Below are 25162 nucleotides of genomic sequence, written 5' to 3' on the forward strand. Positions count from 1 at the left end.
TTATCCGTAAGGAATAGTTGGCCTGATGTAAGTACTTACTTCCGTTCTGGATAAGTCAGTAGGAGGTGTCAGCTTTCGCACTTGAGGTGCTATTCATAAATACAGAGTTTATTGCCATCCAGATCGCGAAAATAAGCAGAATATCGGCCTGATCTTACTTTGGGCTCTCCCTCGCTGACACCGCCCAGATCCAGTGCCCTCTTATGAATCTCATCCACCTCGCTTGCTGACTTGAGGTTGATTCCCAGCATTGTGCCATTACCTACACTGGCTGGCTCACCATCGAAGGGTTCAGCAAGTGCAAACATAAACCCCTCGCCTACCCATAAGGTCATTCGTCCTTGGTCATGCACTTTATTCAACCCCTGATCGATAAAGAGCTGATCGTAGAAGGTCACCGCTTTCTGCATATCATTGGTACCAAAAACAAAGTAATTCATCTTCATATTGCTGTCCCTGTCTTTTTCTGAAGAGGTTCTTCAGAGTTATTTGTGCTCACTGATCCACTTCTCCATGGTAAAGTTACAAAGGATGACACCGTTGCGCTCTATCTGGTTTTCTTTGATCAGCGTGAACCCTTGTTTTTCAAAGAATGGCTTTGCTACGAGCGAGGCTTCAACATAGAGATGGTTCATTCCCCTGCTCTTTGCCACGGTTTCAAGATGTGCATACAAGGCCGTGGCTACTCCCCTGTGCTGATATTCAGGGTGGGTATAGCAGCAATCAATATGTCCATCCGGATCCAGTTCTATAAACCCCGCAAGTCGTTCGTTGATTAATGCTATAAACGGCTGTTTTTTCTCGAGGCGTTTTGTCCAGGCGATGTAGTCGATTGGCTCTGGAGCCCAGACCTGCCTCTGCGCCGGGTTATACATTGAGTTATCAATGTTATGTACTGATGCAAAGAATAGTTCTGCAATTTGCTCAGCAAAATCTGCGCTGTAGTTTTGGATCTTCATTTTGTCACTGCTAGTTCAGCTGATCTTCCGGGCAATGATGAATACATCTACATCATCCATCCCATGATGCCATTGATGTTCTATTTCAAAGCCGGCTGCTTTGATTTCTACGGCGAGTTCAGCTTCTGAGATAATAAATATATCGGGCATTAAACCGAGGCGTTTTCCAAGTGGGACTAAGAGTTTAATAAAGCGCAGATAGGAATTTCCAAGGCAACCGGTGCTACTGACAAAGATTCCCCCCGGTTTGAGAATTCTCGCGACCTCTTTAAGTACGCTCTGCCGATCGGGGATCAGATGGATTACATTCAGGCCTAATACGGCATCCTGACTTTCTGAAGCTGCGGAGAAATCTTCCAGAGTACCCAGGCTAAACGTTATGTTCTTCACACAAGACTGTTCCGCTCTGCTCCTGGCTATTGAGAGCATCTGCTCCGATATGTCGATAGCATCAATATGTTTGACGTGTGGAGCATGCTGGACCGCTGTGGATCCTGTTCCACAACCAAACTCCAGTATCTGCATTTCAGGGCTGAGGTACTGTTGCGTTTCTTTGAGCTTCCTTTCGTAGGTGGCTTGGTCAGATACCGGGCTTTTAGCGTATCCTTCTGCTTTACTGTCCCAGAACTTGTCAGATTGACTCATGATCAGATATTCCCTTACCTCTAGCCTTTAATGTGCAAATGCTAATTTTTGCTTGCGGTTGAGAGTAAAGCACCAGCGCTCACAAATACCCCACCGGTTAATCTGTTAAACAGTTTCGCTCGCCCCTCTGCTAATAGCCATCGTGACGATTTAGCGCCCAGGTAGGTGTAAAACATCAGCCAGGACAGTTCCATAACCACAAAAGTACTGGCAAAAACTAAGTACTGGTTGAACAGGTTTGCGGATGGATCGATAAACTGGGGAAACAGTGCGGTAAAGAATACGATGGCTTTTGGATTGCTCGCTCCAACAATGAATCCGTTCAGGTAGTGAGAGCTCCATGTGGGCCCTTGATGGATATCAGCCCTGCTCGCCTCGTATGTTTCTTGTTTTGATGTGAATGATTTAATACCTAAATAGATAAGGTACCCAGCGCCCAACCACTTAATCAGTGTAAATATAAGTTCCGATGAGGCAATAATCACACCCAAACCGGTAAACGAAAGCGAGAGAATAATTGTGATTGCGGACAAGCTACCCAGTGCAGTGTACAGCCCTTTCTGCATGCCAAAGCGTACACCCTTGGTCATACACAGCAGTGAGCTGGGCCCCGGCGATGCGGTTAAGATCAGTACAGCAATTACGTAATAGAACCAGATTTCTACTGTCATCGTTTTATTCTCTGTTACGGCTTTCGACTGAAGTGCTCATTACCGCCTTTGAGGCTTTCTAAGCTGGACGCACTTCTTGGATGAATAGCTATAGCTTGGTGATTCAACTTCCTGAGCACTATAGCTTAGTTGTGAATGTAATAGCTAATAACGCCCTTTTAGCTATTGCCTCTCAGACAGCGGGATCTTAGGTTTGGGATGATGTATTTGAGGGTAAGTGTTAACTCACTCTGTTAGGTTTAGATAGGTAGAGTAAATAGCCAGTAGCTCAAACCTGCTGCGGGTATTGCACTGAGTAACAGTTTTATCCAGCTGGTGGCTTCACGGTTATTGTCTGAAGCTACCCCGTTTGATTCATTTAAGGACTCAGTGTGTTTCGTCTTTTTACCATGAAGCATGGCCGGCACCAGTGCTTCTTTAAACTTTACCTTGTACAGAATGATGGCTAGTACATGTAGTCCCACTAATATTTGTAGAAGCCCCTGAACCGTTTCATGGATCTCACCGGCAAGCTCAGCAGTGCTTTCACTGACAGAGTTATAAAAGGGACCGTTCCAGATAATATCGTCGGTAGATAGCATTCCGGTAATCAGCTGTAGGGTGAGTAGCCCGATCAAAAGAATGATCATGACACTCCCCGGTGGTGTATGGCCGTAATAGGGTTTATGTTCTGCTTTAAGTAACCCTAATGTGTATCTGATAACGGTAGCCGGGCCTAGATTAAATTCACTAAAACGAGCATAGCGTGTGCCAAGGAAACCCCAAATTAACCTAAAACTGATGAGTCCTGTTAACAGGTAGCCCGCATAAAAGTGCCACTCCATTAAGTCATCACTTTCACCACTGACAATCATAAAGATAAACAAAATAACCAGTGACCAGTGGAACAGACGGGTTGGGATATCCCAGACTTTAATCATTGTGTTCATGAGGCTATGACTCTTATGCGCAAATAAAAGGCCTCAAATGAGGCCTTAGTCGTTCTGTCAGAATTGCTTATTTCGCTTTGTATTCATCATGACAGGACTTACAGGATTTACCGACTGGGCCGAAACTTTTCTTCAGTGAGCTTAGACCATTGCCAGCCTCACCTGCCAGTGTCTTGACCGCCTTTTGCCAGTTACCATGTTTCTGCTTAACATCGTCAAAGTTTTCCCAGATGCCCGGCTTAGCTTTTGTGGTATCGAGTTGGCTGTTATCTGAACCTTTAGGCCAGAGCATCCCATTATTCAGTTTACTCAGATTGTAGATGTTGTTTGCTGCTGTTGTTGCAGTGTCTGCATCATAATCTTTTTTGCCTTTAACCATGGCACCAAGAACGCCAAAGTTATATTTAATGACCTGGTAGTATCCCTGTCGGGCTTTGATCTCATCTTTAAATGCTTCTGCCATCGTCGGCGCAGAGGCTGTTGCCAGCACTGCAGAACAGATTGCGATCTTCGCTAGTTGCTTCATTGCTCACTTCCCTCACTGAGTTATTTCAGCATTTGACTTCACCTTAACGCATCATAGCATCGCCTTATATTGATAACAGCTAATGTTGTAAGTTCGAGACGTAAAGTTTTGTAAATGGAATCTCTGATTTGACTGCAGGGAATATAGGGTTTAGCAGTGGCGCTGGCAGTGTTTAGTTTTTGGCTCGTAGTCGATCACGTTTCCATAACGATCAAACTCAAGATGACAGCAAGATTCAAAGAGCAGTCGTAATGCCTTTCTCCCCCTCTGCACTCGGGATTTAAGCCCGGAGTAACTGATCGACAGTTCCGCTGCCAGTTCCTTTTGAGAGCGTCCTTCAATATCGACCGATTTGATGAGGTAAGCTGTGCTTTTAGGGAGCTGTTCAACAAAGGGAAGCACACAGGCACTCATAGTAAGTTCTGTTTGTTGATTCTGTTGGTCACCCTGCTCCGAATACCAGAGGTCTTCTTCTCTAGGGTGTTCTGATTGCTTCGCTTTTTTTCGGTAGTGATCGATCAGAGTATGTTGGGTAATTTTGTATAACCAGGGTAGTAACTTTTCATTAGTCTCCAGCGTATTGATCTGCTTATGAGTTTTTATCAGGATCTCCTGGAGCAGGTCATCAACATCCGCTTTGTTATACAGCCGGGCATCCAGATATTGTTTAAGGTTGTCACTGTAAGCCTGCCATATTTTTTCTATTTTCATTGGGTTTTCCATTGAGGAACCTGCGAACAAGTCCTGAACGACTCAGGCTTATTAACAGGTTCCTTAAGGGCGTGCCTTACCTGTGCACCCTTATTTATTAATTAGCTTATTAGCAGCAATTTCCTTTTGCGCAGTGAGTATCTAGTTTGCTGTTGGCTGAACTATCACAACAACCGTTACCCAAATAGGTATCTTTTGATAGATAGAATTCTGTGAATTTATCTTCAAAGTTGTCCGCTACTGATCTATTGGTTAATCCTGATGCAATAAGGTTCTGTTGCCATTGTCTTAGTTTAGGAAATTCCTTCAGGAAGTCATAACCACTGTACTGCTTAATGATGCCCGCTCTGTGCAAGAGGGGTAGCCAAGCGACATCTACCCAGCCAGGCTCTTCGCTATTGAAAAAAGGCAGATCGCCTTTAGCTCTTTCGATAGCTGAAAAGGCTTTGTTCAGTTTGGCCTGACGGCTTATCAAAGTGTCATAGTCTCCACTTCTCTGTGCGCTGCATTGCGTCAGATAGTGTTTAGCTGCCAGGTAACCCCATGCCCTCTCCTTTGCTCTTTCTTCTGCTGAGAGCGCTTCTGATTCGTTTGGATAGAGCTCTGCAATATATTCAACGATCGCTTCTGATTCGAATATGGCGGTACCTTTTTCTGTGACGAGAACAGGCACCTGACCATGCGGTGATAGTTCTAAAAACCATTCCGGCTTATCTTTAAGGCTGATGTATTTAACCTGATAGGGAATCTGTTTGGCTTCAAGTAGCGCCGTTACTCTTTGAACAAATGGGCAGATGGTAAAGCTGATAACCTGCAGCATGTTATCTCCTTTATAGGTTGATATTGATTTCAAGTTCTACCTATAAAGACGTTGTCGCTTTTTAAAAGACGCACATTTCTCTAAGCTTTTTTAATTATTATTGATATTCATTGAACCCGTTTCCTTTGTTCAGGTCCTACCTTGGTTCCAATGCGGCCATGAAACACGATACTTTAGATCTCATATTATTGATCAGTGATTGATCACCGATTATGATGGCAGCGATTTATGATTTGTTTCTTATTAAACTTACACTGATATCAATGACTGCAACGACTAAACAACGCTTATGCTTGACGCTTCTGCTGGTGATGTTTTTCACACAGTTGGGTCACTTGTCGTCTGTGTCGTTTGCTGTTTATGAATCAAATCATCCCGTTGCTAATCAGCACGAGCATGACCATGGCGATGGACATAGCCACGACTTAAGAGATAACGCTCAGAGTTTTCACCAATTTGCAGGTATCTACCATGAGCACCTCAGCCAGATGCCTGACCATGTTCACGATACTCCCCAGGGAGCTGTTATCTTCTCTCCGGTGATTGAGCCTTTACCCTCCTCGAGTATCGACCTTTATCATTTTTCTCCGTTAACTTCTCCGCTTTACCGCATCGAACGCCCGCCTCGCTTTAACGCCTAGATTCAATTTCTTTGTATTTAAATTGTTAAAAAGAGCTATTAATAATGACTAGTTTATTAGTTGGCATGACGAATCGTGCTCGTCTGTCACGAATAGGTTTATTAATGCTTGCTGTTGTACTGCTTTACTTAGTAGGCTTGGAGCAGGTATTCGCACACGGTGTTGCTCAAGGGGATAAAGGATATATCCAGGAGAGCAGCGGTGTTTTATTTATCCCTTTTATCTACCTCGGGGCTAAACACATGGTCACTGGATACGATCATCTGTTGTTCTTATTCGGGGTTATATTCTTTCTCTACCGGCTTAAAGATGTTGGACTGTATGTGACGCTCTTCGCTGTCGGCCACTCTGTAACTTTGTTATATGGTGTGCTGAATGGTGTGAGTGTTAGTGCCTATATCGTTGATGCCATTATTGGTTTCTCTGTGGTTTATAAAGCATTAGATAACCTTGGTGCTTTCCAGCGTTGGTTTAATTATCAGCCCGATACTCGCTTAGCGACTTTGTTGTTTGGTCTCATTCATGGTTTTGGATTGGCGACAAAGATTCAGGATTTTGAAATATCTGAAGATGGACTACTTACTAATCTGGTGGCCTTTAACATCGGGGTAGAGCTTGGGCAGCTTTTAGCACTTAGCTTCATTCTCATTCTGATGGGGTTCTGGCGTTGCTCTGGTGCGTTCTATCGTCATGCTTATAGTGCCAACGTAATAATGATGTTCTGCGGCTTCTTGCTAATGGGGCTTCAAATTACCGGTTATGTGGTTTCAGTGTAAAAGGTTTCAATTATGTACAACTCTAATATTTCAGATACACAAACATTACCATCCAGTGGTCAACTTATTCGTTCAACCATCATCGCTCTGATTGCATCTCTGGTGATTCTCGTTACGGTTGTGATGCCAGCGGAGTATGCTATCGATCCCATCGGTATAGGTCGTGTCCTCGGTCTAACAGAGATGGGTGAGATTAAGGAGCAATTAGCTGAAGAGGCGTTGGCTGATGCTAAGTTAGATGCTGAAGCTAACAATACCCCTTTATCTGTCGCCCCGGCTAAGCCATCAGAGTCGGCGCCTGTTGCTCAACTGCATGCTGCGCAGAACAACCCTGTAGTTGTGGTAGAAGCCCCTCAAGCGCCTTCAGCTCAGCCTCAGGTGGCAGCTGAGCCTCTTCCATCTCATACAGTGAGCTTTAGGCTTAAACCTGGCCAGCCGGCTGAAATTAAGCTTGAGATGCTAAAGGATGCTGAAGTTAAATTTAGCTGGACTGCTAATGGCGGTAAGGTTAATTTCGACACACATGGTGATCCATTTAACGCTCCGAAAGGCTTTTATCACGGCTATGGTAAAGGTCGTTTTCAACCATCGGATCAAGGTGTTCTTAAGGCAGCTTTTGATGGTAAGCACGGTTGGTTCTGGAGAAATCGGACCAAGGAAGAAGTTAAAATTACGCTTAATGTCGAAGGTGATTATGCTTTCTTAGAGCGAGTGCTTTAGCTTACAGCCACAGAAAAGCCCGCTTTCATGCGGGCTTTTTTGTTTCACGTGAAACCTTTTTTGTCACGACCTATCTATGTTTCATGTGAAACGTGTTTGGTTTATTTGCTAGACCATAGCGCTAACAAATTCACTTAGGTCGTTATAAATAGCTGTGCCCTCAGGAAGCTGTTTGCCGCTCTGGATGGTTCGCACCCCTTTTCCCGTCTTTACTAGTACGGTTGAACAATTCAGTTGTTTGCCTGCTTGGAGATCGCGAAGACTGTCCCCTACGGTATAAACGCCAGTGAGGTCGGCTAGATTAAATTTGTCGGCGATGGATTTGAACATGCCTGGAAGTGGCTTTCTGCACTCGCAATTGTCATCTGGGCCATGCGGGCAAAATTCTATTGAGTGGATTCTGCCGCCTGCTGCTTCTACAAGTCCGTTAAGTTTGGCGTGCATTGCGTCGAGAGTGCTTGTGCTGAAGTAGCCTCTGGCGAGTCCTGATTGATTTGTTGCAATACAGATCGTGTACCCGTTTTTGTAAAGCTTTGCGATCGCTTCAATGCTACCTGGAATTGGAATCCATTCCTCGGCTGACTTAACGTAATCGTCAGAGTCCTGGTTGATCACGCCATCCCTGTCCAAGATGATAAGTTTTTTTGGGTCGATTTTCGCAGGCATTATATTCACAGTTCTGGGCTATATGAATTCAAAGTGTTTCACGTGAAACAAAAAAAGCCGGCTATGAAGCCGGCTTGTATTGTATCGGATCGGATGAGTTTAGCCGAGTACTGAAATGTCAGCGACACCCAGGAACAATGCGCGAAGCTGACTGAGCAGGGCCAGGCGGTTGTTCTTAACGGCTTCATCTTCTGCCATGACCATGACGTCTTCGAAGAAGGCGTCAGTCGATGCGCGAAGACCTGCAAGTGACTCAAGCGCTTCTTGATATTTGCCTTCAGCAAATAGTGGCGCTAGCGCAGCTTTCTGAGCTTCGATGTCGGCAGCAAGTGCTTTCTCAGCAGCTTCAGTTAGCAGTTCGTTATTCACATCGGTCGTGCCTGTTACGCCCTGCTTGCTTAGGATGTTAGATACACGCTTGTTAGCAGCAGCGAGTGCTTCGGCTTCGGCTAGAGAGCGGAAGTGGTTCACCGCTTTGACGCGACGATCGAAGTCCAGTGGGCGACTTGGCTTAAGCGCCAGAACAGATAAGAATACTTCAGCATTGATATCTGCATCTTCGTACCACGCGCGGAAACGCTCTAGCATGAAGTCCAAGACCTTATCTTCAAGGCCTTCACGTGCAGGAAGATCGTTATGGTTGTTAGCAGCGATCGTTAGCAGTTCACGCAGATCCAGATCCAGTTCGCGCTCAACGATAATACGAAGTACGCCTAGCGCTGCACGACGTAGTGCGAACGGGTCTTTGGAGCCTGTAGGTGGCTGATTGATACCGAACAGACCTGTCAGGGTATCCAGGCGGTCAGCAATAGCTACAGCGACACCAGGGGCTGTCTGAGGCAGTTCATCACCGGCAAAGCGCGGCATGTACTGCTCGTTTTGAGCAAGAGCTACATCCTGATCTTCGCCGTCATTCAGCGCATAGTGGTAACCCATCAAACCTTGTAGGTCTGTGAATTCGTAAACCATGTCTGTAAGAAGGTCTGTTTTACAAAGTAGGCCAGCACGTTCGGCTTTCGCTTGATCCTGATTTAGGGTCGCAGCGATCTTGCCTGATAGTGCGCTAATGCGAGCAGCTTTGTCGTAAACCGTGCCAAGGTCTTTCTGGAAGACAATGGTTTTTAGTTTTTCGACACGAGATTCCAGGGTGGTCTTTTTGTCAGTTTCGAAGAAGAACGCCGCATCAGATAGGCGTGGACGAATCACTTTTTCGTTGCCTTCAATTACCTGCTGTGGATCTTTAGAAACAATGTTGCAGATCGTAGTGAAGTTAGGCAGTAGGTTGCCATTAGCATCCAGGTGGTGGAAGTACTTCTGATGCTCTTTCATTGAAGAGATGAGCGCTTGTGCTGGTACTTCTAGGAAGCGTTCTTCGAAGCGGCCTGTGAGTGCAACTGGCCATTCGTTAAGTGCTGTCACTTCATCAAGCAGGTCTTCGTCGATCTGCGCAACGGCATTCAGCTTATCGCCTTCTGCTTTAACTTGCTCGTTGATCATCGCCTTACGGATGTCGTAATCAGCGATTACCATACCCGGGTTCTCTAGACGATCAGCGTACTCAGATGGCGCGATCAGTTCGATCTCTTGGTTGTAGTGGAAACGGTGACCGCGAGTCTTACGACCTGAAGTCAAACCAAGGATTTCACAATCTACAACTTCGTCACCGAAGAGCATGACCAGCCAGTGAACCGGGCGAACGAACTCAACACGAGATGCACCCCACCGCATGCGCTTAGGGATCGGTAATTTGTTCAGAGATGTTTCTACAAGTTCAGGTAGCAAAGAAGATGTCGCTTTGCCCTCTTCCGTGTTCTTGAAGTTGTAGTACTCACCTTTGTTGGTATCGATCTTTTCGAGTTGATCGATAGTCACGCCGCAAGAACGAGCAAAGCCTTCTACCGCTTTTTCTGGCGCTTTTACAGAAGGGCCGCGTTTTTCGATTTCGCGGTCAGCCTGTTTGTCGTCCAGCGCGCTGATCAAAACAGCCAGGCGGCGTGGAGATGCGTAGCTTTTTACATCGCCAAAGTTTACGCCTGCTTCTTTCAAACCTGCAGTAATGCCAGATGTGAAAGCATCAGAAAGGGTCTTAAGCGCTTTTGGTGGTAACTCTTCGGTACCTAGCTCAACGAGAAAATCATGTTGTGCCATTATTTGCTCTCCTCGCAGTTAGCCAGAACTTCTTGGCGTAGGGCTTCAGGTGCCAGTGGGAAACCTAGTTCTTTACGGGCATTAAAGTATGCGTGTGCGACTTCACGGGCTAGTGTACGAACACGAAGGATAAAGCGCTGACGCTCTGTTACAGAGATCGCATGACGCGCATCTAAAAGGTTGAACGTGTGAGACGCTTTGAGTACCTGCTCGTATGCTGGAAGCGGTAGCGGAGTTTCCAGGCTTAGTAGCTTGTTGCACTCAGCTTCGCAGTTGTCGAAGGTTTTGAATAGTTCTTCAACGTTTGCGTGCTCAAAGTTGAACGTGGATTGCTCGACTTCGTTCTGGTGGAATACGTCACCGTAAGTCACTTTAGAACCGTCTGGGTTAACCGCCCATGTGAGATCGTAAACGCTGTCTACGCCCTGAAGGTACATCGCAATACGCTCAAGACCGTAAGTGATCTCACCTGTCACTGGGTAACACTCAAGGCCACCGGCTTGCTGGAAGTAGGTAAACTGAGTTACTTCCATGCCGTTTAGCCATACTTCCCAGCCCAGACCCCAGGCACCTAGTGTTGGAGACTCCCAGTTGTCTTCTACGAAGCGGACGTCGTGAATACCAAGATCGATACCCATGCGCTCTAGAGAGCCGAGGTATAGCTCCTGAATGTTGTCAGGAGATGGCTTAAGTACAACCTGGAACTGGTAGTAGTGCTGCAGACGGTTAGGGTTTTCACCGTAACGGCCATCCGTTGGACGACGGCTAGGCTGCACGTATGCAGAGCGCCATGTCTCAGGTCCAATTGCGCGTAGGAAAGTCGCAGGATGGAAGGTGCCAGCACCTACCTCCATGTCCAGTGGTTGTACGATTACACAGCCCTGCTCTGCCCAGTATTCCTGTAGAGCAAGGATCAGCCCCTGAAATGTGCTTACGTCTGGGGTCGCCTTGTCAGTCACAGCGTTTCACCTTTTACAAATGTGCTGCTTGGTTATTCAGCGGAATCGCTAATGAGCAGCACTGTATTAGCCCGAAAAATTAGCCGGCAATTATACAACAAAAAATGACCAGCCGGTGTCTGGAACGGGGGTGAAAGTACGATTAAATGGGATTTTTTATAGAAATCGTGGGCAGAAAGAGTATCTGCCCACCGTAGAAGCTGGAAAAAGCAGTTTAGTAATCCAGACAGAGGTATTTCAGGGTCTCGATGACTTGCTCTGTATTCTCAGCAACAGCATGTGCGCAAGCATCGATCTCTTTAAGAGGGTGGGTGAGCTCAGGTGCGTGCTCAACAATTAGCGACTTGCCGTTCGCGATAGCGAAGCCTGCATCAAAAGCCGCATTCCATTGACGATATTTGTCGCCAAAGCGGACGATCACAATATCAGCGCGCTTTATGGCGGTCATGTGACGCATGGTATTCATCTTCGCTGATTTATGGTCAGTCCAGAAGTTCTTCTCTTCAGGGCCAAGGATCTCGGTTGCGCAGCCGTCACTGGAATCGTGATCGGTATTAGGGGTTAAAACATCAATGGGCAGGCCATTTTGGTTGATGGCTTTTTTGATTTTGTCGCGCCAGTCGGTGTGAATTTCACCTGATAGATAAACAGTGTATCGCATGATTAGGCTCTCAAATTTGTTGTGTATGCAGGTCTGCAGCCTGCTTTATCGTTTCCAGAAAATTGGCGTAAACAGTACCAGTAGGGTAAATACCTCAAGGCGCCCTAGCAGCATGGCAAAACACAGAACCCACTTGGCGGGTTCATTGAGGTCGCCATAATGTGCGGATACATCTCCCAGCCCTGGGCCAAGGTTGTTTAGTGTCGCCCCGACTGCTGACCATGCCGTGACCTGATCCAGGCCTGTTGCCAGGAGAATGATCAGCATGGTTACGAATACGATCATGTAAACCGAGAAGAAACCCCAAACGGCTTCTAGCACTTTGTCTGAAATGGGCTTCTTGCCTAGTTTGACCGGGATGATGGCATTGGGGTGAACCAAGCGCTGAATCTCACGGTAGCCTTGCTTAAGGATCAGCAGAACTCGAATCACTTTCATACCACCACCGGTTGAACCCGCGCAGCCGCCGGCAAAGGCTGCTACGAAAAGCAGGAATGGCAACATTACTGGCCAGTGTGCAAAGTCAGCTGTTGCAAAGCCGGTGGTTGTTGCAATGGAAACCACCATGAAGGCTGCCTTTCGCAACGACTCATCAGGGCTGTAGGTATTAGTAATCACCAGGGCAAACAGTGCGATGATGGTAATTCCGCCTAGTGTTAGCAGGTAAAAACGGAATTCGGGGTCCATCAGGTAGTGCTTAAGCGAGCGTTGGCGCCAGGCAAAAAAGTGCAAACCAAAGTTCACCGCTGAAATGGTCATGAAGAAGATACAGATCAGCTCGATTGCCACCGAATCAAAGTAGCCAATACTAGCGTCATGCGTAGAGAAACCACCGATGGCAACGGTAGAAAAGCTATGGCTAATCGCATCAAACAGACTCATGCCTGCGAGCCAGTAACCGGCAGCACAGGCGATAGTAAGTGACAGATAGATATACCACAGTGCTTTGGCCGTTTCGGTAATACGCGGGGTGAGTTTAGAGTCTTTCACCGGCCCAGGCGTCTCAGCGCGATACAGCTGCATGCCCCCGATGCCCAGCATAGGCAGAATGGCGACGGCTAATACAATGATTCCCATGCCGCCCAGCCATTGCAGTTCCTGACGGTAGAAGAGAATCGATTTGGGCAGATGGTCAATGCCGGTTATTACCGTAGCTCCGGTCGTTGTTAGCCCGGATAGCGACTCGAACACAGCATCAACAAAGGTGAGATGGGGCTGGTCGGTTAGCATGAACGGAAAGGCCCCGAAAAGCCCCAGTACAGTCCAGAACAAAACGGTGATCAGGAACCCGTCACGCGTTCGTAGATCCTGTCGAACCCGATATACCGGAATCCAGATAAAGAAGCCGGTCATCAGTGTGATCAGGAATCCGGCAATAAAGGCCAGCTCTGCCCCGTCATCATAAAAGAAAGAGATAGCTAACGGTGGCAGCATGGATATGCTGAAGATCATCAGCAATATGCCAAGAATGCGTAAAATAACTTTATAGTGCATCTGCTGTGTCCGTTATCAGAAGAAAGTCAGGCCAACCTGGAACAGGCGCTCAACGTCATTAATTCTTCGTTTGTCGACCAGGAACAGAATGACGTGGTCCCCGCTTTCAACAACCACATCATCATGGGCAATCAATACCTCGTCGTTACGTACGATAGCACCGATAGTGGTACCTGGAGGCAGGTTGATCTCCTCAATGGTTTTACCGACCACCTTAGACGAAGACTTATCTCCGTGAGCAACCGCCTCTAACGCTTCTGCAGCGCCCCTGCGCAATGAGTGAACGGCGACGACGTCACCACGTCGTACGTGGGTTAACAATGCGCCTATGGTGGTTTGCTGGGGTGAAATAGCAATATCAATTGCCCCGCCCTGCACGAGATCGACGTAGGCAGGGTTGTTGATCAGGGTCATCACTGTGCGAGCCCCCTGACGTTTAGCGAGCATTGAGGCCATGATGTTTGCTTCATCGTCATTGGTCAGGGCGCAGAAAACATCGGTATCCTCGATGTTTTCTTCAATCAGCAGTTCACGGTCAGAAGCACTGCCTTGCAGAACAATGGTGTTGTCCAGGTTGCGTGCCAGGTGGTTGCAACGTTTGATATTCCGTTCGATGATTTTGACCTGAAAGTCATCTTCAATCGATTCAGCAAGTCGCGCACCGATATTACCGCCGCCAGCGATCAGAATACGCTTGTAGGGATTATCGAGACGGCGAAGTTCACTCATTACCGCACGAATATCTTTACGTGCAGCGATAAAGAAGACTTCGTCATCGGCTTCTATGACGGTATCACCCTGCGGAATGATCGGGCTGCCACTACGGAAAATTGCCGCAACACGGGTGTCGACATTAGGCATATGGGCGCGTAGGTAGGAGATTTCGCGTCCTACAAGCGGGCCCCCATAATAAGCTTTGACCGCGACAAGCTGAGCTTTACCATCGGCAAAGTCGAGAACCTGAAGCGCACCCGGGTGCTGAATCAGGCGCTTGATATGCTTAGTTACCAATAATTCCGGGCTGATTCTTACATCAATCGGGATGCCTTTTTCGCCGAAGATCTTCTGGTTTTTATTAAGGTAGTCATGCTCGCGGACACGGGCAATCTTGGTCGGGGTGTTGAACAGCGTCTGGCCTATCTGGCAGGCGATCATGTTAACTTCATCGGAATTGGTTACCGCGATGAGCATGTCGGCGTCTTGGGCGCCCGCTTGATCAAGAACGGATGGGTAGGATGCTTTACCCTCAATCGTACGGATATCGAGTCGGTCCTGAAGTTCACGTAAACGACCGGAATCGGTGTCTACAACTGTAATATCGTTATCTTCACTGGCCAGGTTTTCTGCCAGTGTGCCGCCAACCTGACCGGCACCTAAAATAATGATCTTCATGATCAGCCTTTTACTGCTGCTGGATAACTTAAGTTGATCCCTTTACAGGGAGCTTACTCTGTTTTTTCCAACAGTGCATAGTAGAAACCATCATGGCCGCCTTTTTCTGGGAATAGCTGACGACCAAACTCTCTTTCGATACCCCAGCTGGCATCGATAGCCAGATGTTTTGCATCGCTGTTGTTGCTGATAAAGCGCTTAATCTGACGCTCATTTTCCTGCGGGAATATGGAACAAGTGGCATACAGCAGTTTGCCGCCCGGTTTTAGCATGGCCCAGCAGTTCGCTAAAATATCCGACTGAATTTGTGCCAATTCATGGATATCTTCGCCTTTGCGGAGGAATTTAATATCCGGGTTTCGACGGATTACGCCGGTTGCAGAACACGGAGCATCAAGCAGGATGCGATCATAAAGGTCTCCATCCCACCAGGACTGCTCAGAGGCATCGCCGATGTGCAGAGTTGCTTTTAGGCGTAAACGCTTAAGGTTTTCTTCTATGCGCTCTGCCCGCTTGGCTTCAAGTTCTACCGCTTCGACTGATGCAAGCTTAGGTTCTGATTCCAGAATGTGACACAACTTGCCTCCAGGTGCAGCACAGGCGTCGAGCACCCTCTGCTGCGGTTTAAGGTCAAGAAGATCAGCAGAGAGCTGAGCGGCCTCATCCTGAACGCTAAACGCGCCGACTTGATAACCGGGCAGCGATTCAACATTGACTGATTCTGCCAGGCGCAGTCCCTGATCACTGAAGACCGTTGGATCAGAGTCAATCACGGGGTTAAGTTGCTGCTGGAACTCTTCACGGCTGATTGAGCGACGATTGACCCTCAGGGTCAGCGGGGCTTGTTCATTGTTTGCTTCGAGGATCGCCTGCCAATGATCTGGCCAGTTGTTCTTTAGCTTGGCGATCATCCACTCGGAGTGGTTGTATAGGTAGCTATCCTCACCCTTAAGTTCGCTGGTGATATCGTCCTGTTCGCGCTGGAAGCGTCTCAGGATCGCATTGAGCAGTTTTGCCGCTCCTGGTTTATTAAGTTCTTTGCAAGCCTCTACGGTTTCGTGAATGGCTGCGTGGGCGGGAATCCGTGTGTGCTGTATCTGATACAGGCCCACCAATGCCAAAGCGCGAACATCAATATCCTTATACTTAAAAGGCCGGTTTTGCAGGAGCTGAAGGACTCTGTTCAATTGGGGGTAGTAGCGCAATGTGCCGTAGCAGAGCTCGCGAAGCAGGCCGCGGTCTTTATCGGCGCAACGGCGCTCAATTGCGGGATACTTTGTGTTCAAAGAGCCTTTGTTTTGCAATAAAGGCGTCAGTGCTTGAGCGGCCAGAGTACGGATATTTTTCGTCATAGCGTTAACCTAAGCTGACACCGGGGCTGAATTGCTCTCTTTTAGAGTTGAGCACGGCTGCAGCATCCATCGCTTTCTTACCTGGAAGTTGCAACTGAGTGATTTTGATTGCCCCTTCACCGCAGGCCACAACGATGCTCTTCTTATCAGAGGGCAGGATCTCGCCAGGTTGACCGGATTGATCTACTGGTTCGCAGCTTAAGAGTTTGACTGCCTCATCACCCAATTTAAACGTTACTGCAACACGAGGGCTCAGGGTCCGGATCTGCAGATCTATACGTGATGCAGGCTCTTGCCAGTTAATCTGGCCCTCTTCTTTACGCAATTTAGCAGCATAAGTGGCCAGTGAATCGTCTTGTTTCTCAGGCTGAGCCGTACCGTTTTGTAGTTGGGTTAACGTCTCTACCAACGCTTCAGATCCAATCACTGCCAGACGTTCAAACAGGCTGGCGGCGGTGTCAGCCTGAGAGATGGGTGTGAATACTTTATGTAGCATATCACCCGTATCCAGACCTTCATCCATCTGCATAATGGTAACCCCTGTTTCCTGGTCCCCTTCGAGCATTGAGCGCTCAACCGGAGCTGCACCGCGCCAGCGTGGCAGAATAGACCCGTGGACGTTGATGCACCCCAGGCGAGGGGTATCAAGTATGGCTTTGGGTAATAGCATACCGTAAGCAACAACAACCATTATATCGGCTTTCAGGTTTGTAAGTGCTAACTGCTCATCTTCATCTTTGAGGCTATGAGGCTGAAAAACCGGAATGTTGTTTTCTACGGCCAGGTCTTTTACCGGGCGTGGTGCCATCTGATTCTTACGTTTGCCCTTTTTATCCGGCTGAGTGTAAACCGCGATCACTTCATGCTCTGTGTTCAGCAGTGCACGCAAGCTTTCTGCAGCAAAATCGGGGGTGCCGGCGAAGATAATACGCAGGGGTTTTGTGGACATGGTGGGTCTCTCCAAAACAAAACAGGCTTGCGGGTAAACCTCGCAAGCCTGTGTACGAAATCAGATGGAATTAAGCGTGCTTTTCCTGCTGCTTATGAATTTTCTCTAGTTTGCCTTTGATTCGATTGCGCTTGAGCATCGAAAGGTAATCGACAAACAGCTTGCCATTAAGATGATCAAGCTCGTGCTGAATACATACGGCAAGCAGGCCTTCAGCTTCAAGTTCATAAGCTTCGCCATTGTAATCAAGCGCTTTCAACTTGATCTTCTGTGGACGTTTCACATCTTCGTAGAAGCCCGGTACGGAGAGGCAGCCTTCCTGATATTTGTGCAGCTCTTCGTCGATGACTTCAAACTCAGGGTTAATCAGAACAAGCGGTTCATTCTGATCGTCAGAGATATCCATTGTTACAATGCGCTTATGAATATTGACCTGAGTAGCAGCCAGACCAATGCCGGGTGCTGCGTACATTGTTTCGAACATATCATCGATTTGAGCACGGATCTCATCGGTCACTTCAGAAACAGGTTCAGCAATGGTTCTGAGTCGCGGATCGGGATATTCAAGAATGGTCAGTTTGGCCATGATTTACATCTATTTAAGTTGTTTCAGGAAGCTATTGCCTGTGAATAATTAACTCACACGTGCTAAGTTAGGCTTTATAAAGCAGATACCTACAATATTAGCTCGATTTTTCAGGCCGTTAGCCGAAACATAAATTCGAGAACAATAGCGAAAAATTTTAATCTGCCTATTATACTGATTAGAACGCTCAATGCATTGTCGTTGCTTCAACTCATATAAAAAATCTGAGAGAAGCAAGTAAGGGAACTGGACATGAAAAAATTGTTAAGCGGTTTGTTCATTCTGATGGCGGTCCTTGCTACCTCGGTTTCAGCTGAAACCCGAAAGGATACGCTGCTGCTTCGTGATGATCACCCACAGGAATATGTCGTCGTAAAAGGTGACACACTTTGGCACATTTCAGGGCGCTTTTTAAAAAGCCCATGGAAATGGCCAGAGGTATGGGGGGTGAATCCTCAGGTTGATAACCCTCACCTTATCTATCCTGGCGACGTGATCTACCTGACATGGGTAAATGGTAAGCCTCGTCTGGGTCTGAAGAAAGACGGAATCTACCCCCGAGCGAGAACCTCTCCGCTTGAGCAGCCGATTCCGGCGATTCCTCTACGCGATATCATCAGTTTCCTGAATGATAACCGAGTGTTGTCTGAAGACCTGTTAAAAGAAGCTCCTTATGTACTAGGGGGAGAGCGCGAGCGTATTATCGCTGGTGCAGGCGACCGTATTTATGCTCGTGGAACCTTATTAGAAGAGCAGCGCCGTCAAGGTATCTACCGTGCGGCCAATGAATACGTAGACCCAGATACCGAAGAGTTCTTAGGCTACGAGTTGCTAAAAATAGCCGATGCTGATGTGAGTGCTCAGGGTGCTGACGTTATTACACTGGATATTCGCAAATCCAATAAAGAAACCAGAGTTCTGGATCGCGTCGTTCCTACAGAAGAGATTCGAATTCAATCGATTTTCTATCCTAAGCCTTCTCCGGAAGGGGTTGAGGGTAAAATACTCTCGGTCCTAGGCGGTGTGCGTGATGGCGGGCAGTTCAACGTAGTAGCTCTTAACCGCGGTGCGCGTGAAGGCATTGAATCCGGTCATGTTTTTTCGATCTATCGTCGTGGTGAACTGATCAAGGATCCGGTTACGAAAGAGATGCTTCGGTTGCCTCAGGAGCGCTCAGGTGAATTGATGGTTTTCAAAGTTTTTGAAAAAGTCAGTTACGGCCTGATTATGCAGAGCTCCGATGTTGTATCGATTGGTGATGAAATCAGAGAACCTTAAGTAAGGAAACAAACAATATGGGCGATCCAAGGGACTGGATCGCCGTTGCTGCTCTCCCCGATCTGGGGCCTGCGTCGATTAAGCGTTTATGGGATCATGGATGGACTCCCGAAAAGCTCTTCAATTCGTCGTTATCCGACTGGCAACGGTTAGGTCTTAAAAAATCTACACTTAACGCACTCAATAACTATCAATGCGGTTCTCGTAATTGCCTGGTTTCTGAACGTGTTGAACTTGCCTTAAATTGGCGTGGCGCGGCTGATGATCATAGCATCCTTGCGATTACTGACCCTGCTTACCCTACCCTACTCAGAGAGCTTACCGATCCTCCCCCAGTACTTTTTGTTAAAGGAGAAGTATCTTGCCTTAACCTTCCTCAAATCGGTGTTGTAGGCAGCCGCAGCGCTTCTGTGACAGGCTTGGGGCAAGCGGCGACTATGGCCGAGTATCTGTCTGAAAGTGGTTTTGTCATTAACTCGGGGCTGGCCTTGGGGGTTGATGCAGCTGCACATATGGCTGCTGTGAAGTCTAAACGACCAACGATTGCTGTGCTGGGGACGGGGGTTGATCGGATTTATCCTAGCCGGAATCAGTCGCTAGCTGAGAGTATCCTCTCTAATAAAGGGGCCTGGGTGAGTGAATTCTTTCCTGGTACAGCCCCTTTGGCGTCACACTTTCCGCGCAGGAATCGGATTATTAGCGGTATGAGCCTGGGGATTCTCGTTGTGGAAGCGGCTTTAAGAAGTGGATCGTTGATAACCGCCAGGATGGCTATGGAACAGAATAGAGAAGTATTTGCTATCCCGGGCCCATTGAATAATCCGCTTAGCAAAGGTTGTCATCAGTTAATCAGAGAAGGGGCTGTGCTGGTGGAATCAGGCGCTGATATTGTCAGAGAACTGGGCAGTTTATTGGGTGCTATTGCGCCTGCAAAGGATGAAGATAGCGCTAGCGAGCCTGAATATCAGGTAGATTCGGAGCTGGGTTCGCTCTTGCAATGCATGGGGTTCGAGATCTGCAGTGTTGATCAAATAAGTCAGCGCTCTGGCTTGAGCGTTGCCAAACTGAGTTCAATGCTCGTCGAATTGGAGTTGAAAGGCATGATTAGCCAAACTTCGTCAGGTTATGTCCGGTCTTGAAGCCGATTTTAAGACTATTGAGTTCTAATTTGCCTGAATTCTGGGACTTTACGGTAGTTGAAATATAGCGATTGAACATTTAGTGTTCTGACCTCTTAAACTATAAACATCAGAGCACTGTCAAAGGTATTGTTCGTTTAGGTCAGGTTTCCGTTTTAGCTTAATATGTCTGACCTACACAACGTGCTCCATCACAAAGTTAAATTATCATGAGCTCAATTAATAATGCTGACTGGTGGCATATTCATCAGTCTGTTCGTGCTATCCGACAGGGTGGTGTTATCGCCTACCCAACTGAAGCTGTATGGGGGTTAGGTTGCGACCCTTATAATGAAGATGCTGTTTTAAAGTTATTAGATATTAAGCGTCGCCCAATGCATAAAGGGCTGGTTTTAGTGGCTGCAAATCTGTCTCAGATCGACTTTTTGCTTGAGGATTTGAGCCAGGACGAATATGACAAAGTAACCGCTAACTGGCCTGGCCCATTTACCTGGATTTTGCCTGATAAAAAGAATCGTATTCCGGCTTGGATTAAGGGAGATTATTCTGCTGTTGCTGTGAGGGTGAGTGCTCACTCTAGTGTTAGAAATCTCACCGAAGCGTATGGTTCATTTATTGTATCAACTTCAGCCAACCCTGCTGCGCATGAACCAGCAAGGGATTCGCTGAGAGTGAAGACTTACTTCGGTGAAAAAATAGATTATCTTCTTCATGGAGAGTTAGGAGATTCAGCACAGCCAACTCAAATCCGTGATCTTAAATCCGACAGATTAGTTCGTGCCTGAATTTATATGTGAGTGAATACTATGTCCGCACCAAATATTGAAGCAGTAAAAGAGTACCTTTTGGGGTTGCAGGATGCTATCTGTGATGCATTAGAGCAAGCTGATGGCGGTGGGAAATTTATTGAGGATGCCTGGCAACGTGAAGCTGGGGGTGGAGGGCGCACTCGTGTTTTAAATAATGGCAGTATCATCGAAAAAGGCGGAGTGAATTTCTCCCATGTTTTTGGTGATAAGTTACCCGGTTCTGCAACGGCTCATCGACCAGAACTGGCCGGTAGAAGCTTCCAGGCTATGGGTGTGTCATTGGTTATTCATCCTCACAACCCATACATTCCTACTTCCCATGCCAATGTCCGTTTCTTTATTGCCGAAAAAGAGGGCGAGGAACCGGTTTGGTGGTTTGGCGGAGGTTTTGATCTGACGCCCTACTACGGTAATGATGAAGATTGTAAGTTTTGGCACGAAACCGCTAAAGAAGCATGCGATCCTTTTGGCGAAGATATATACCCCCGCTTTAAAGAGTGGTGCGATGAATATTTCTATCTGAAGCATCGCGATGAGCCTCGAGGTGTTGGCGGTCTTTTCTTTGATGATTTGAATGAGCTTGGTTTTGAGAAGAGCTTTGCGCTGATGCAATCCATTGGTAATGCCTACACTAAAGCTTATCTGCCGATCATTGAGAAGAATAAAGATAAAGAATATGGCGAGCGCCAGCGAGATTTTCAGCTACATCGCCGTGGTCGTTATGTTGAATTTAATCTGGTGTTTGATCGAGGCACGCTGTTTGGTTTGCAATCAGGTGGCCGTACCGAGTCGATTCTTATGTCGTTACCTCCTGAGGTCCGTTGGGGCTACGACTGGAAACCAGAAGATGGAACTGAAGAAGCGGTGTTATACGAGCGATATTTAAAACCGCGTAACTGGCTTGAAGTTTAACATTTTAAAGGCAATGTAAAGGATGTATCTGAAATGACTGATCGTTATGCGGTGTTTGGCAACCCCATTAAGCATTCAAAATCACCGCAGATCCATGCTGCGTTTGCTGAAAGTACAGCTCAGGATCTGACCTATGAAGCGATCTGTGTTGCTGAAAATGAATTTGCCGAAAACGTCGAGCGCTTTCTATCTGACAATGGTCGTGGTCTGAATATCACCATACCTTTTAAGCAGGAGGCCTGGGAGTTAGCTGAAGTACTCAGCCCAAGGGCAAAGCTTGCTGGCGCAGTCAATACGCTATACAGGGATGATCAGGAGCGTATCTGTGGGGATAACACCGATGGTATAGGTATGGTTCGCGATATCGTACGTAACAATGGCGGTGAGATCGCAGGTAAACGTGTGTTGATTCTAGGCGCAGGCGGTGCAGTACGTGGGGTTTTGCAACCAGTACTCGAGCAAAAACCTGCCAGGTTAGTGATTGCCAATCGAACCGCATCTAAAGCTGAAGAGCTAGCAACTTTAGCAGCAGATCTGGGTGAGGTAACCGGTACGGGGTACGATACATTGGAGGGTCAATGTTTTGACCTTATCATTAATGGTACGGCAGCAAGCCTTCAGGGCGAAGTACCTCCATTGCCTGAAGGAATTTTGGCGAAAGGCGGCTGGTGCTACGACATGATGTACAGTGCTGAGCCTACTGCTTTTTGCCTTTGGGCGCAGGATAATTGTGCAGAAAAAGCGATTGACGGACTAGGTATGCTGGTTGAACAAGCCGCACAGTCTTTCCTTATCTGGCGCGGTGTTGAGCCTGACTCGCAAGCGGTTATCAAGCAGATCAGAGAAGCATTAACTGCTTGATTTTAAAACAACTGTAACCTTAAGTTCATTTCATAAAGTCGGCTTGCATCCACTCTCGCTGCGGCGTATAACTGGAAAAAACACAATCTAGGTTGTGCCCTTTTCTGTCAGCAGCGGGAGTACCACATGGTAACGGAAACCCGACTATCGCAAGAGCAGCTATACCGTAGCTGTGACCCTGAATTACTTCCTTTTAAGACAACTGCAACCCTTGAGCCGTTTTCCGGATTTTTTGGTCAGGAGCGAGCCATTGAGGCGATGGACTTCGGTATTGGCATGCGCCGACCGGGGTATAACTTGTTTGTGATGGGCAATCCCCACACGGGGCGGTTCTCGTTTGCTATGGAGAACCTTAAAGGTGTAGCAAAAAAAGAGAAGAAACCCGGGGACTGGGTCTATCTGAATAATCTCAAAGATAACCGCAATCCGCTTGCTATCCCCTTCCCTGCCGGAAAGGCACTGCAGTTCAAACGTGATATCAAAAATATTATTGAATCTGCGCTAACAGAGATGCCTGCCGCTTTTGAAAGCCCTGCCTATCAGCGAAAGAAGGGCAAGATTGAGCGCGATCTTAACCGTTATTATGATCAGGCCATTGAAGGGGTAGAGCGAGAAGCGCGTGAGCATAGCATCGCGGTCTATCGTGATGCGGGCAGCATAGGCTTCACGCCAGTGGCGGAAGGTCAGGCAATGGATGAGGCCGTCTTTTCTCAGTTACCAGAAGATGTCAGGGATGCATTTACTAAAGCAATTTCTGATCTTGAAGAGAAGCTGAATGAAGCGCTGACCGAACTTCCTCTTTGGCGTCGGGAAGCGGCAGAAAAGTTGAAGAATCTGGATCGCGATACTGCCAGACAGGCTATCTCGCCCCTCTTCCAGCCGATTAAGGATAAGTACGCCAATATTTCAGCTGCGGCAGATTATTTGACTGAGATGGAAACATCATTGGTGAAGAACTGCGGTGAAATCGTTGGTGAAGAAAAGTTACTTGAGCCTGTCACTGATGCCACCCGGCGTAGCTATATGGAGAGCAACTACGGGGTCAACCTTTTGGTTAATAACGAGAAAGTTAAAGGTGCTCCGGTTGTCTATGAGGCTCACCCCAGTTATGAGAACCTGTTCGGCCGGGTTGAATATACCTCTGAAATGGGTGCCCTTTCGACCTCTTATAAGCTCATTAGGCCGGGGGCTCTGCATCGTGCTAACGGGGGCTATCTGGTCCTTGAGGCGGAAAAATTACTCGAACAGCCATTTGTCTATGGTGCTCTGAAGCGTGCCCTAAAATCCCATGAGATCCGGATAGAAAGCCCTGCCAGTGAATACACCGGAATTAGTACGATTACCCTGACACCTCAAGCGGTTCCGCTTTCGGTGAAGGTTGTGCTGATTGGTGCGAGGAATATCTATTATCTGTTGCAAGAGCTGGATCACGACTTTGAAAAGATGTTCCGCGTCGTGGTCGATTTTGATGAAGATGTGCGGCGTACGCCGCAGGCGATACGCAGTTATGCTCGGTTGATGAAGACCCTGGCAGAGGAAGAAGGTTTGGCGCCTTTAACTCGCCGTGCAGTTGCGCGCCTGGTTGAGCATAGCTCCCGCCAGGCGGAAGATCAGGAGCTGCTCTCTGCGCACATTGGTGAGTTGGTAGATCTCCTCTGTGAGGCCGATTTTAAGCGCATAAAAGAGGAAGATGAGTTAATCAACGCTGACCATGTTGAAATGGCACTGAACGCCAAGGAGCGCCGCACAGCGCGAATGTCAGAGAAGATTGCCGAAGGTATTCTGAATGAAACGGTACTGATCGATACCGATGGCGAAGCGGTGGGCAAATCTAATGGCCTGACCGTGCTTCAGGTGGGTGATGTGGCTTTTGGTACACCTGCGCGTATTACCGCGACGGTACATCCGGGCAATCGGGGTATTGTTGATATCGAACGTGAAGTCACTTTGGGGCAACCTATTCACTCTAAGGGGGTTTTAATCCTCAGCGGCTTCCTGGGGCATCAGTATGCTCAGGACTTCCCCCTAGCCCTGTCTGCCAGCATTGCCCTAGAGCAGTCCTATGGTTATGTCGATGGGGACAGCGCCTCTTTAGCAGAAGTATGCACGTTGCTATCTGCGCTAACACATATCCCGATTAGCCAGAACTATGCGACAACCGGCTCGATCAACCAGTATGGCGAAGTCCAGGCGATTGGCGGAGTGAATGAGAAGATCGAAGGCTTCTTTAATCTCTGTAAGACAAGAGGGCTAAATGGTTCGCAAGGGGTGATTATTCCGAAAGCCAATGTGCGTAACCTCATGCTCAAAGATGAGGTTGTAGATGCGGTTAAACAGGGGATGTTTTCAGTATATGCGGTTGCCCATGTGGATGAGTGTCTGGAGATTCTGATGCAGCGCAAAGCAGGACGCCGTAAGGAGGATGGTACATTTACCCAGCGAAGCATTAACGCTCAGGTGGTGAAGCGTTTACGTGAGATATCTCAAGCAAAAGCAGATGACGCTTAATGCCTTTTTAAACTTTAGGTAAGAGTTTTCAGAGGAAGGCTTTAAGGCTA

At 47.5% G+C, this 25162-nt stretch carries 26 protein-coding genes; 9 read left to right on the forward strand and 17 right to left on the reverse strand.

The features are described from left to right. Positions 1-89: 89 nt before the first annotated feature. The 8 genes from MED92_RS10895 to MED92_RS10930 all read right to left on the reverse strand — a co-directional run bounded on the left by MED92_RS10895 (position 90) and on the right by MED92_RS10930 (position 5261). Positions 90-446 carry a VOC family protein gene (locus MED92_RS10895; RefSeq protein ID WP_007021596.1) on the reverse strand — a complete coding sequence of 119 codons (357 nt, stop codon included), beginning with the start codon at positions 444-446 and terminating at the stop codon, positions 90-92. 39 nt (positions 447-485) lie between these two features. Continuing rightward, on the reverse strand, positions 486-959 hold the full coding sequence (locus MED92_RS10900) for a GNAT family N-acetyltransferase (RefSeq protein ID WP_007021597.1): 474 nt from the start codon (positions 957-959) through the stop codon (positions 486-488). Between the two features lie 15 nt (positions 960-974). Next, the gene (locus MED92_RS10905; protein WP_007021598.1) at positions 975-1604 is read right to left on the reverse strand and encodes a class I SAM-dependent methyltransferase; all 630 of its coding nucleotides are present in this window, start codon (positions 1602-1604) and stop codon (positions 975-977) included. A gap of 41 nt (positions 1605-1645) precedes the next feature. Beyond that, a complete protein-coding gene (locus MED92_RS10910) occupies positions 1646-2275 on the reverse strand; it encodes a LysE family translocator (protein ID WP_007021599.1) in 630 nt (209 codons plus the stop codon). 239 nt (positions 2276-2514) lie between these two features. After that, complete coding sequence (locus MED92_RS10915; protein ID WP_007021600.1) at positions 2515-3204, reverse strand: cytochrome b/b6 domain-containing protein; 690 nt, start codon at positions 3202-3204, stop codon at positions 2515-2517. 67 nt (positions 3205-3271) lie between these two features. Continuing rightward, entirely contained in the window at positions 3272-3730 is a 459-nt protein-coding gene (locus tag MED92_RS10920) for a c-type cytochrome (RefSeq protein WP_007021601.1), read from the reverse strand. Between the two features lie 150 nt (positions 3731-3880). After that, positions 3881-4441, reverse strand: coding sequence for an RNA polymerase sigma factor SigZ (gene sigZ, locus MED92_RS10925; protein WP_007021602.1), 561 nt, complete (start codon positions 4439-4441; stop codon positions 3881-3883). A 109-nt stretch (positions 4442-4550) separates the two neighbouring features. Beyond that, positions 4551-5261 (reverse strand): glutathione S-transferase family protein, encoded by a 711-nt coding sequence (locus tag MED92_RS10930; RefSeq protein ID WP_007021603.1) that lies wholly within the window; start codon positions 5259-5261, stop codon positions 4551-4553. 212 nt (positions 5262-5473) lie between these two features. Here MED92_RS10930 and MED92_RS10935 point away from each other — a divergent pair, with 212 nt between their 5' ends. From MED92_RS10935 to MED92_RS10945, 3 genes are read left to right on the forward strand one after another with little or no spacing between them, the layout of a single operon-like run. Then, entirely contained in the window at positions 5474-5902 is a 429-nt protein-coding gene (locus MED92_RS10935) for a hypothetical protein (RefSeq protein ID WP_007021604.1), read from the forward strand. A 44-nt stretch (positions 5903-5946) separates the two neighbouring features. Further along, on the forward strand, positions 5947-6678 hold the full coding sequence (locus MED92_RS10940) for a HupE/UreJ family protein (RefSeq protein WP_007021605.1): 732 nt from the start codon (positions 5947-5949) through the stop codon (positions 6676-6678). A gap of 12 nt (positions 6679-6690) precedes the next feature. Continuing rightward, positions 6691-7398, forward strand: coding sequence for a hypothetical protein (locus MED92_RS10945; protein WP_007021606.1), 708 nt, complete (start codon positions 6691-6693; stop codon positions 7396-7398). A 108-nt stretch (positions 7399-7506) separates the two neighbouring features. On the opposite strand, the gene gmhB is transcribed toward MED92_RS10945, so the two are convergent. From gmhB to def, 9 genes are all read right to left on the reverse strand, one after another. Continuing rightward, on the reverse strand, positions 7507-8064 hold the full coding sequence (gene gmhB / locus MED92_RS10950; RefSeq protein ID WP_007021607.1) for a D-glycero-beta-D-manno-heptose 1,7-bisphosphate 7-phosphatase: 558 nt from the start codon (positions 8062-8064) through the stop codon (positions 7507-7509). 99 nt (positions 8065-8163) lie between these two features. Further along, positions 8164-10212, reverse strand: a complete 2049-nt coding sequence (gene glyS / locus MED92_RS10955) for a glycine--tRNA ligase subunit beta (protein ID WP_007021608.1) — start codon at positions 10210-10212, stop codon at positions 8164-8166. After that, positions 10212-11171 carry a glycine--tRNA ligase subunit alpha gene (gene glyQ / locus MED92_RS10960; protein ID WP_007021609.1) on the reverse strand — a complete coding sequence of 320 codons (960 nt, stop codon included), beginning with the start codon at positions 11169-11171 and terminating at the stop codon, positions 10212-10214. Before glyQ ends, glyS begins: the two co-directional genes overlap by 1 nt. 214 nt (positions 11172-11385) lie before the next feature. Then, positions 11386-11832: a YtoQ family protein gene (locus MED92_RS10965; RefSeq protein WP_007021610.1), complete on the reverse strand. Its 447-nt coding sequence runs from the start codon at positions 11830-11832 to the stop codon at positions 11386-11388. Positions 11833-11877: 45 nt separating this feature from the next. Continuing rightward, the gene (locus MED92_RS10970) at positions 11878-13326 is read right to left on the reverse strand and encodes a TrkH family potassium uptake protein (RefSeq protein WP_007021611.1); all 1449 of its coding nucleotides are present in this window, start codon (positions 13324-13326) and stop codon (positions 11878-11880) included. Positions 13327-13341: 15 nt separating this feature from the next. After that, positions 13342-14718: a Trk system potassium transporter TrkA gene (trkA, locus tag MED92_RS10975; protein WP_007021612.1), complete on the reverse strand. Its 1377-nt coding sequence runs from the start codon at positions 14716-14718 to the stop codon at positions 13342-13344. 53 nt (positions 14719-14771) lie between these two features. Then, the gene (gene rsmB, locus MED92_RS10980) at positions 14772-16070 is read right to left on the reverse strand and encodes a 16S rRNA (cytosine(967)-C(5))-methyltransferase RsmB (protein ID WP_007021613.1); all 1299 of its coding nucleotides are present in this window, start codon (positions 16068-16070) and stop codon (positions 14772-14774) included. A 4-nt stretch (positions 16071-16074) separates the two neighbouring features. Further along, positions 16075-17019 (reverse strand): methionyl-tRNA formyltransferase, encoded by a 945-nt coding sequence (gene fmt, locus MED92_RS10985; protein WP_007021614.1) that lies wholly within the window; start codon positions 17017-17019, stop codon positions 16075-16077. 70 nt (positions 17020-17089) lie between these two features. Further along, entirely contained in the window at positions 17090-17605 is a 516-nt protein-coding gene (def, locus tag MED92_RS10990) for a peptide deformylase (RefSeq protein ID WP_007021615.1), read from the reverse strand. 252 nt (positions 17606-17857) lie between these two features. On the opposite strand from def, the gene MED92_RS10995 reads away from it, so the two are divergent. From MED92_RS10995 to MED92_RS11020, 6 genes are all read left to right on the forward strand, one after another. Next, positions 17858-18883 (forward strand): LysM peptidoglycan-binding domain-containing protein, encoded by a 1026-nt coding sequence (locus MED92_RS10995; protein ID WP_007021616.1) that lies wholly within the window; start codon positions 17858-17860, stop codon positions 18881-18883. A 17-nt stretch (positions 18884-18900) separates the two neighbouring features. Further along, a complete protein-coding gene (gene dprA / locus MED92_RS11000; RefSeq protein WP_007021617.1) occupies positions 18901-20022 on the forward strand; it encodes a DNA-processing protein DprA in 1122 nt (373 codons plus the stop codon). Between the two features lie 209 nt (positions 20023-20231). Continuing rightward, entirely contained in the window at positions 20232-20807 is a 576-nt protein-coding gene (tsaC, locus tag MED92_RS11005) for an L-threonylcarbamoyladenylate synthase type 1 TsaC (protein ID WP_007021618.1), read from the forward strand. 21 nt (positions 20808-20828) lie between these two features. Beyond that, a complete protein-coding gene (hemF, locus tag MED92_RS11010; protein ID WP_007021619.1) occupies positions 20829-21743 on the forward strand; it encodes an oxygen-dependent coproporphyrinogen oxidase in 915 nt (304 codons plus the stop codon). 33 nt (positions 21744-21776) lie between these two features. Continuing rightward, positions 21777-22604, forward strand: coding sequence for a shikimate dehydrogenase (gene aroE, locus MED92_RS11015; protein WP_007021620.1), 828 nt, complete (start codon positions 21777-21779; stop codon positions 22602-22604). A gap of 126 nt (positions 22605-22730) precedes the next feature. Next, positions 22731-25112 carry a Lon protease family protein gene (locus MED92_RS11020; RefSeq protein ID WP_007021621.1) on the forward strand — a complete coding sequence of 794 codons (2382 nt, stop codon included), beginning with the start codon at positions 22731-22733 and terminating at the stop codon, positions 25110-25112. Positions 25113-25162 lie beyond the last annotated feature (50 nt).

The organism is Neptuniibacter caesariensis, assembly GCF_000153345.1.
In the GTDB taxonomy this organism is placed as follows: Bacteria; Pseudomonadota; Gammaproteobacteria; order Pseudomonadales; family Balneatricaceae; genus Neptuniibacter; species Neptuniibacter caesariensis.

Coding starts and splice junctions, on each gene's coding strand:
- MED92_RS10895 (WP_007021596.1), bottom strand. CDS start 446: ATGAAGATGAATTACTTTGTTTTTGGTACCAATGATATGCAGAAAGCG.
- MED92_RS10900 (WP_007021597.1), bottom strand. CDS start 959: ATGAAGATCCAAAACTACAGCGCAGATTTTGCTGAGCAAATTGCAGAA.
- MED92_RS10905 (WP_007021598.1), bottom strand. CDS start 1,604: ATGAGTCAATCTGACAAGTTCTGGGACAGTAAAGCAGAAGGATACGCT.
- MED92_RS10910 (WP_007021599.1), bottom strand. CDS start 2,275: ATGACAGTAGAAATCTGGTTCTATTACGTAATTGCTGTACTGATCTTA.
- MED92_RS10915 (WP_007021600.1), bottom strand. CDS start 3,204: ATGAACACAATGATTAAAGTCTGGGATATCCCAACCCGTCTGTTCCAC.
- MED92_RS10920 (WP_007021601.1), bottom strand. CDS start 3,730: ATGAAGCAACTAGCGAAGATCGCAATCTGTTCTGCAGTGCTGGCAACA.
- sigZ (WP_007021602.1), bottom strand. CDS start 4,441: ATGAAAATAGAAAAAATATGGCAGGCTTACAGTGACAACCTTAAACAA.
- MED92_RS10930 (WP_007021603.1), bottom strand. CDS start 5,261: ATGCTGCAGGTTATCAGCTTTACCATCTGCCCATTTGTTCAAAGAGTA.
- MED92_RS10935 (WP_007021604.1), top strand. CDS start 5,474: ATGATGGCAGCGATTTATGATTTGTTTCTTATTAAACTTACACTGATA.
- MED92_RS10940 (WP_007021605.1), top strand. CDS start 5,947: ATGACTAGTTTATTAGTTGGCATGACGAATCGTGCTCGTCTGTCACGA.
- MED92_RS10945 (WP_007021606.1), top strand. CDS start 6,691: ATGTACAACTCTAATATTTCAGATACACAAACATTACCATCCAGTGGT.
- gmhB (WP_007021607.1), bottom strand. CDS start 8,064: ATGCCTGCGAAAATCGACCCAAAAAAACTTATCATCTTGGACAGGGAT.
- glyS (WP_007021608.1), bottom strand. CDS start 10,212: ATGGCACAACATGATTTTCTCGTTGAGCTAGGTACCGAAGAGTTACCA.
- MED92_RS10965 (WP_007021610.1), bottom strand. CDS start 11,832: ATGCGATACACTGTTTATCTATCAGGTGAAATTCACACCGACTGGCGC.
- MED92_RS10970 (WP_007021611.1), bottom strand. CDS start 13,326: ATGCACTATAAAGTTATTTTACGCATTCTTGGCATATTGCTGATGATC.
- trkA (WP_007021612.1), bottom strand. CDS start 14,718: ATGAAGATCATTATTTTAGGTGCCGGTCAGGTTGGCGGCACACTGGCA.
- rsmB (WP_007021613.1), bottom strand. CDS start 16,070: ATGACGAAAAATATCCGTACTCTGGCCGCTCAAGCACTGACGCCTTTA.
- fmt (WP_007021614.1), bottom strand. CDS start 17,019: ATGTCCACAAAACCCCTGCGTATTATCTTCGCCGGCACCCCCGATTTT.
- def (WP_007021615.1), bottom strand. CDS start 17,605: ATGGCCAAACTGACCATTCTTGAATATCCCGATCCGCGACTCAGAACC.
- MED92_RS10995 (WP_007021616.1), top strand. CDS start 17,858: ATGAAAAAATTGTTAAGCGGTTTGTTCATTCTGATGGCGGTCCTTGCT.
- dprA (WP_007021617.1), top strand. CDS start 18,901: ATGGGCGATCCAAGGGACTGGATCGCCGTTGCTGCTCTCCCCGATCTG.
- tsaC (WP_007021618.1), top strand. CDS start 20,232: ATGAGCTCAATTAATAATGCTGACTGGTGGCATATTCATCAGTCTGTT.
- hemF (WP_007021619.1), top strand. CDS start 20,829: ATGTCCGCACCAAATATTGAAGCAGTAAAAGAGTACCTTTTGGGGTTG.
- aroE (WP_007021620.1), top strand. CDS start 21,777: ATGACTGATCGTTATGCGGTGTTTGGCAACCCCATTAAGCATTCAAAA.
- MED92_RS11020 (WP_007021621.1), top strand. CDS start 22,731: ATGGTAACGGAAACCCGACTATCGCAAGAGCAGCTATACCGTAGCTGT.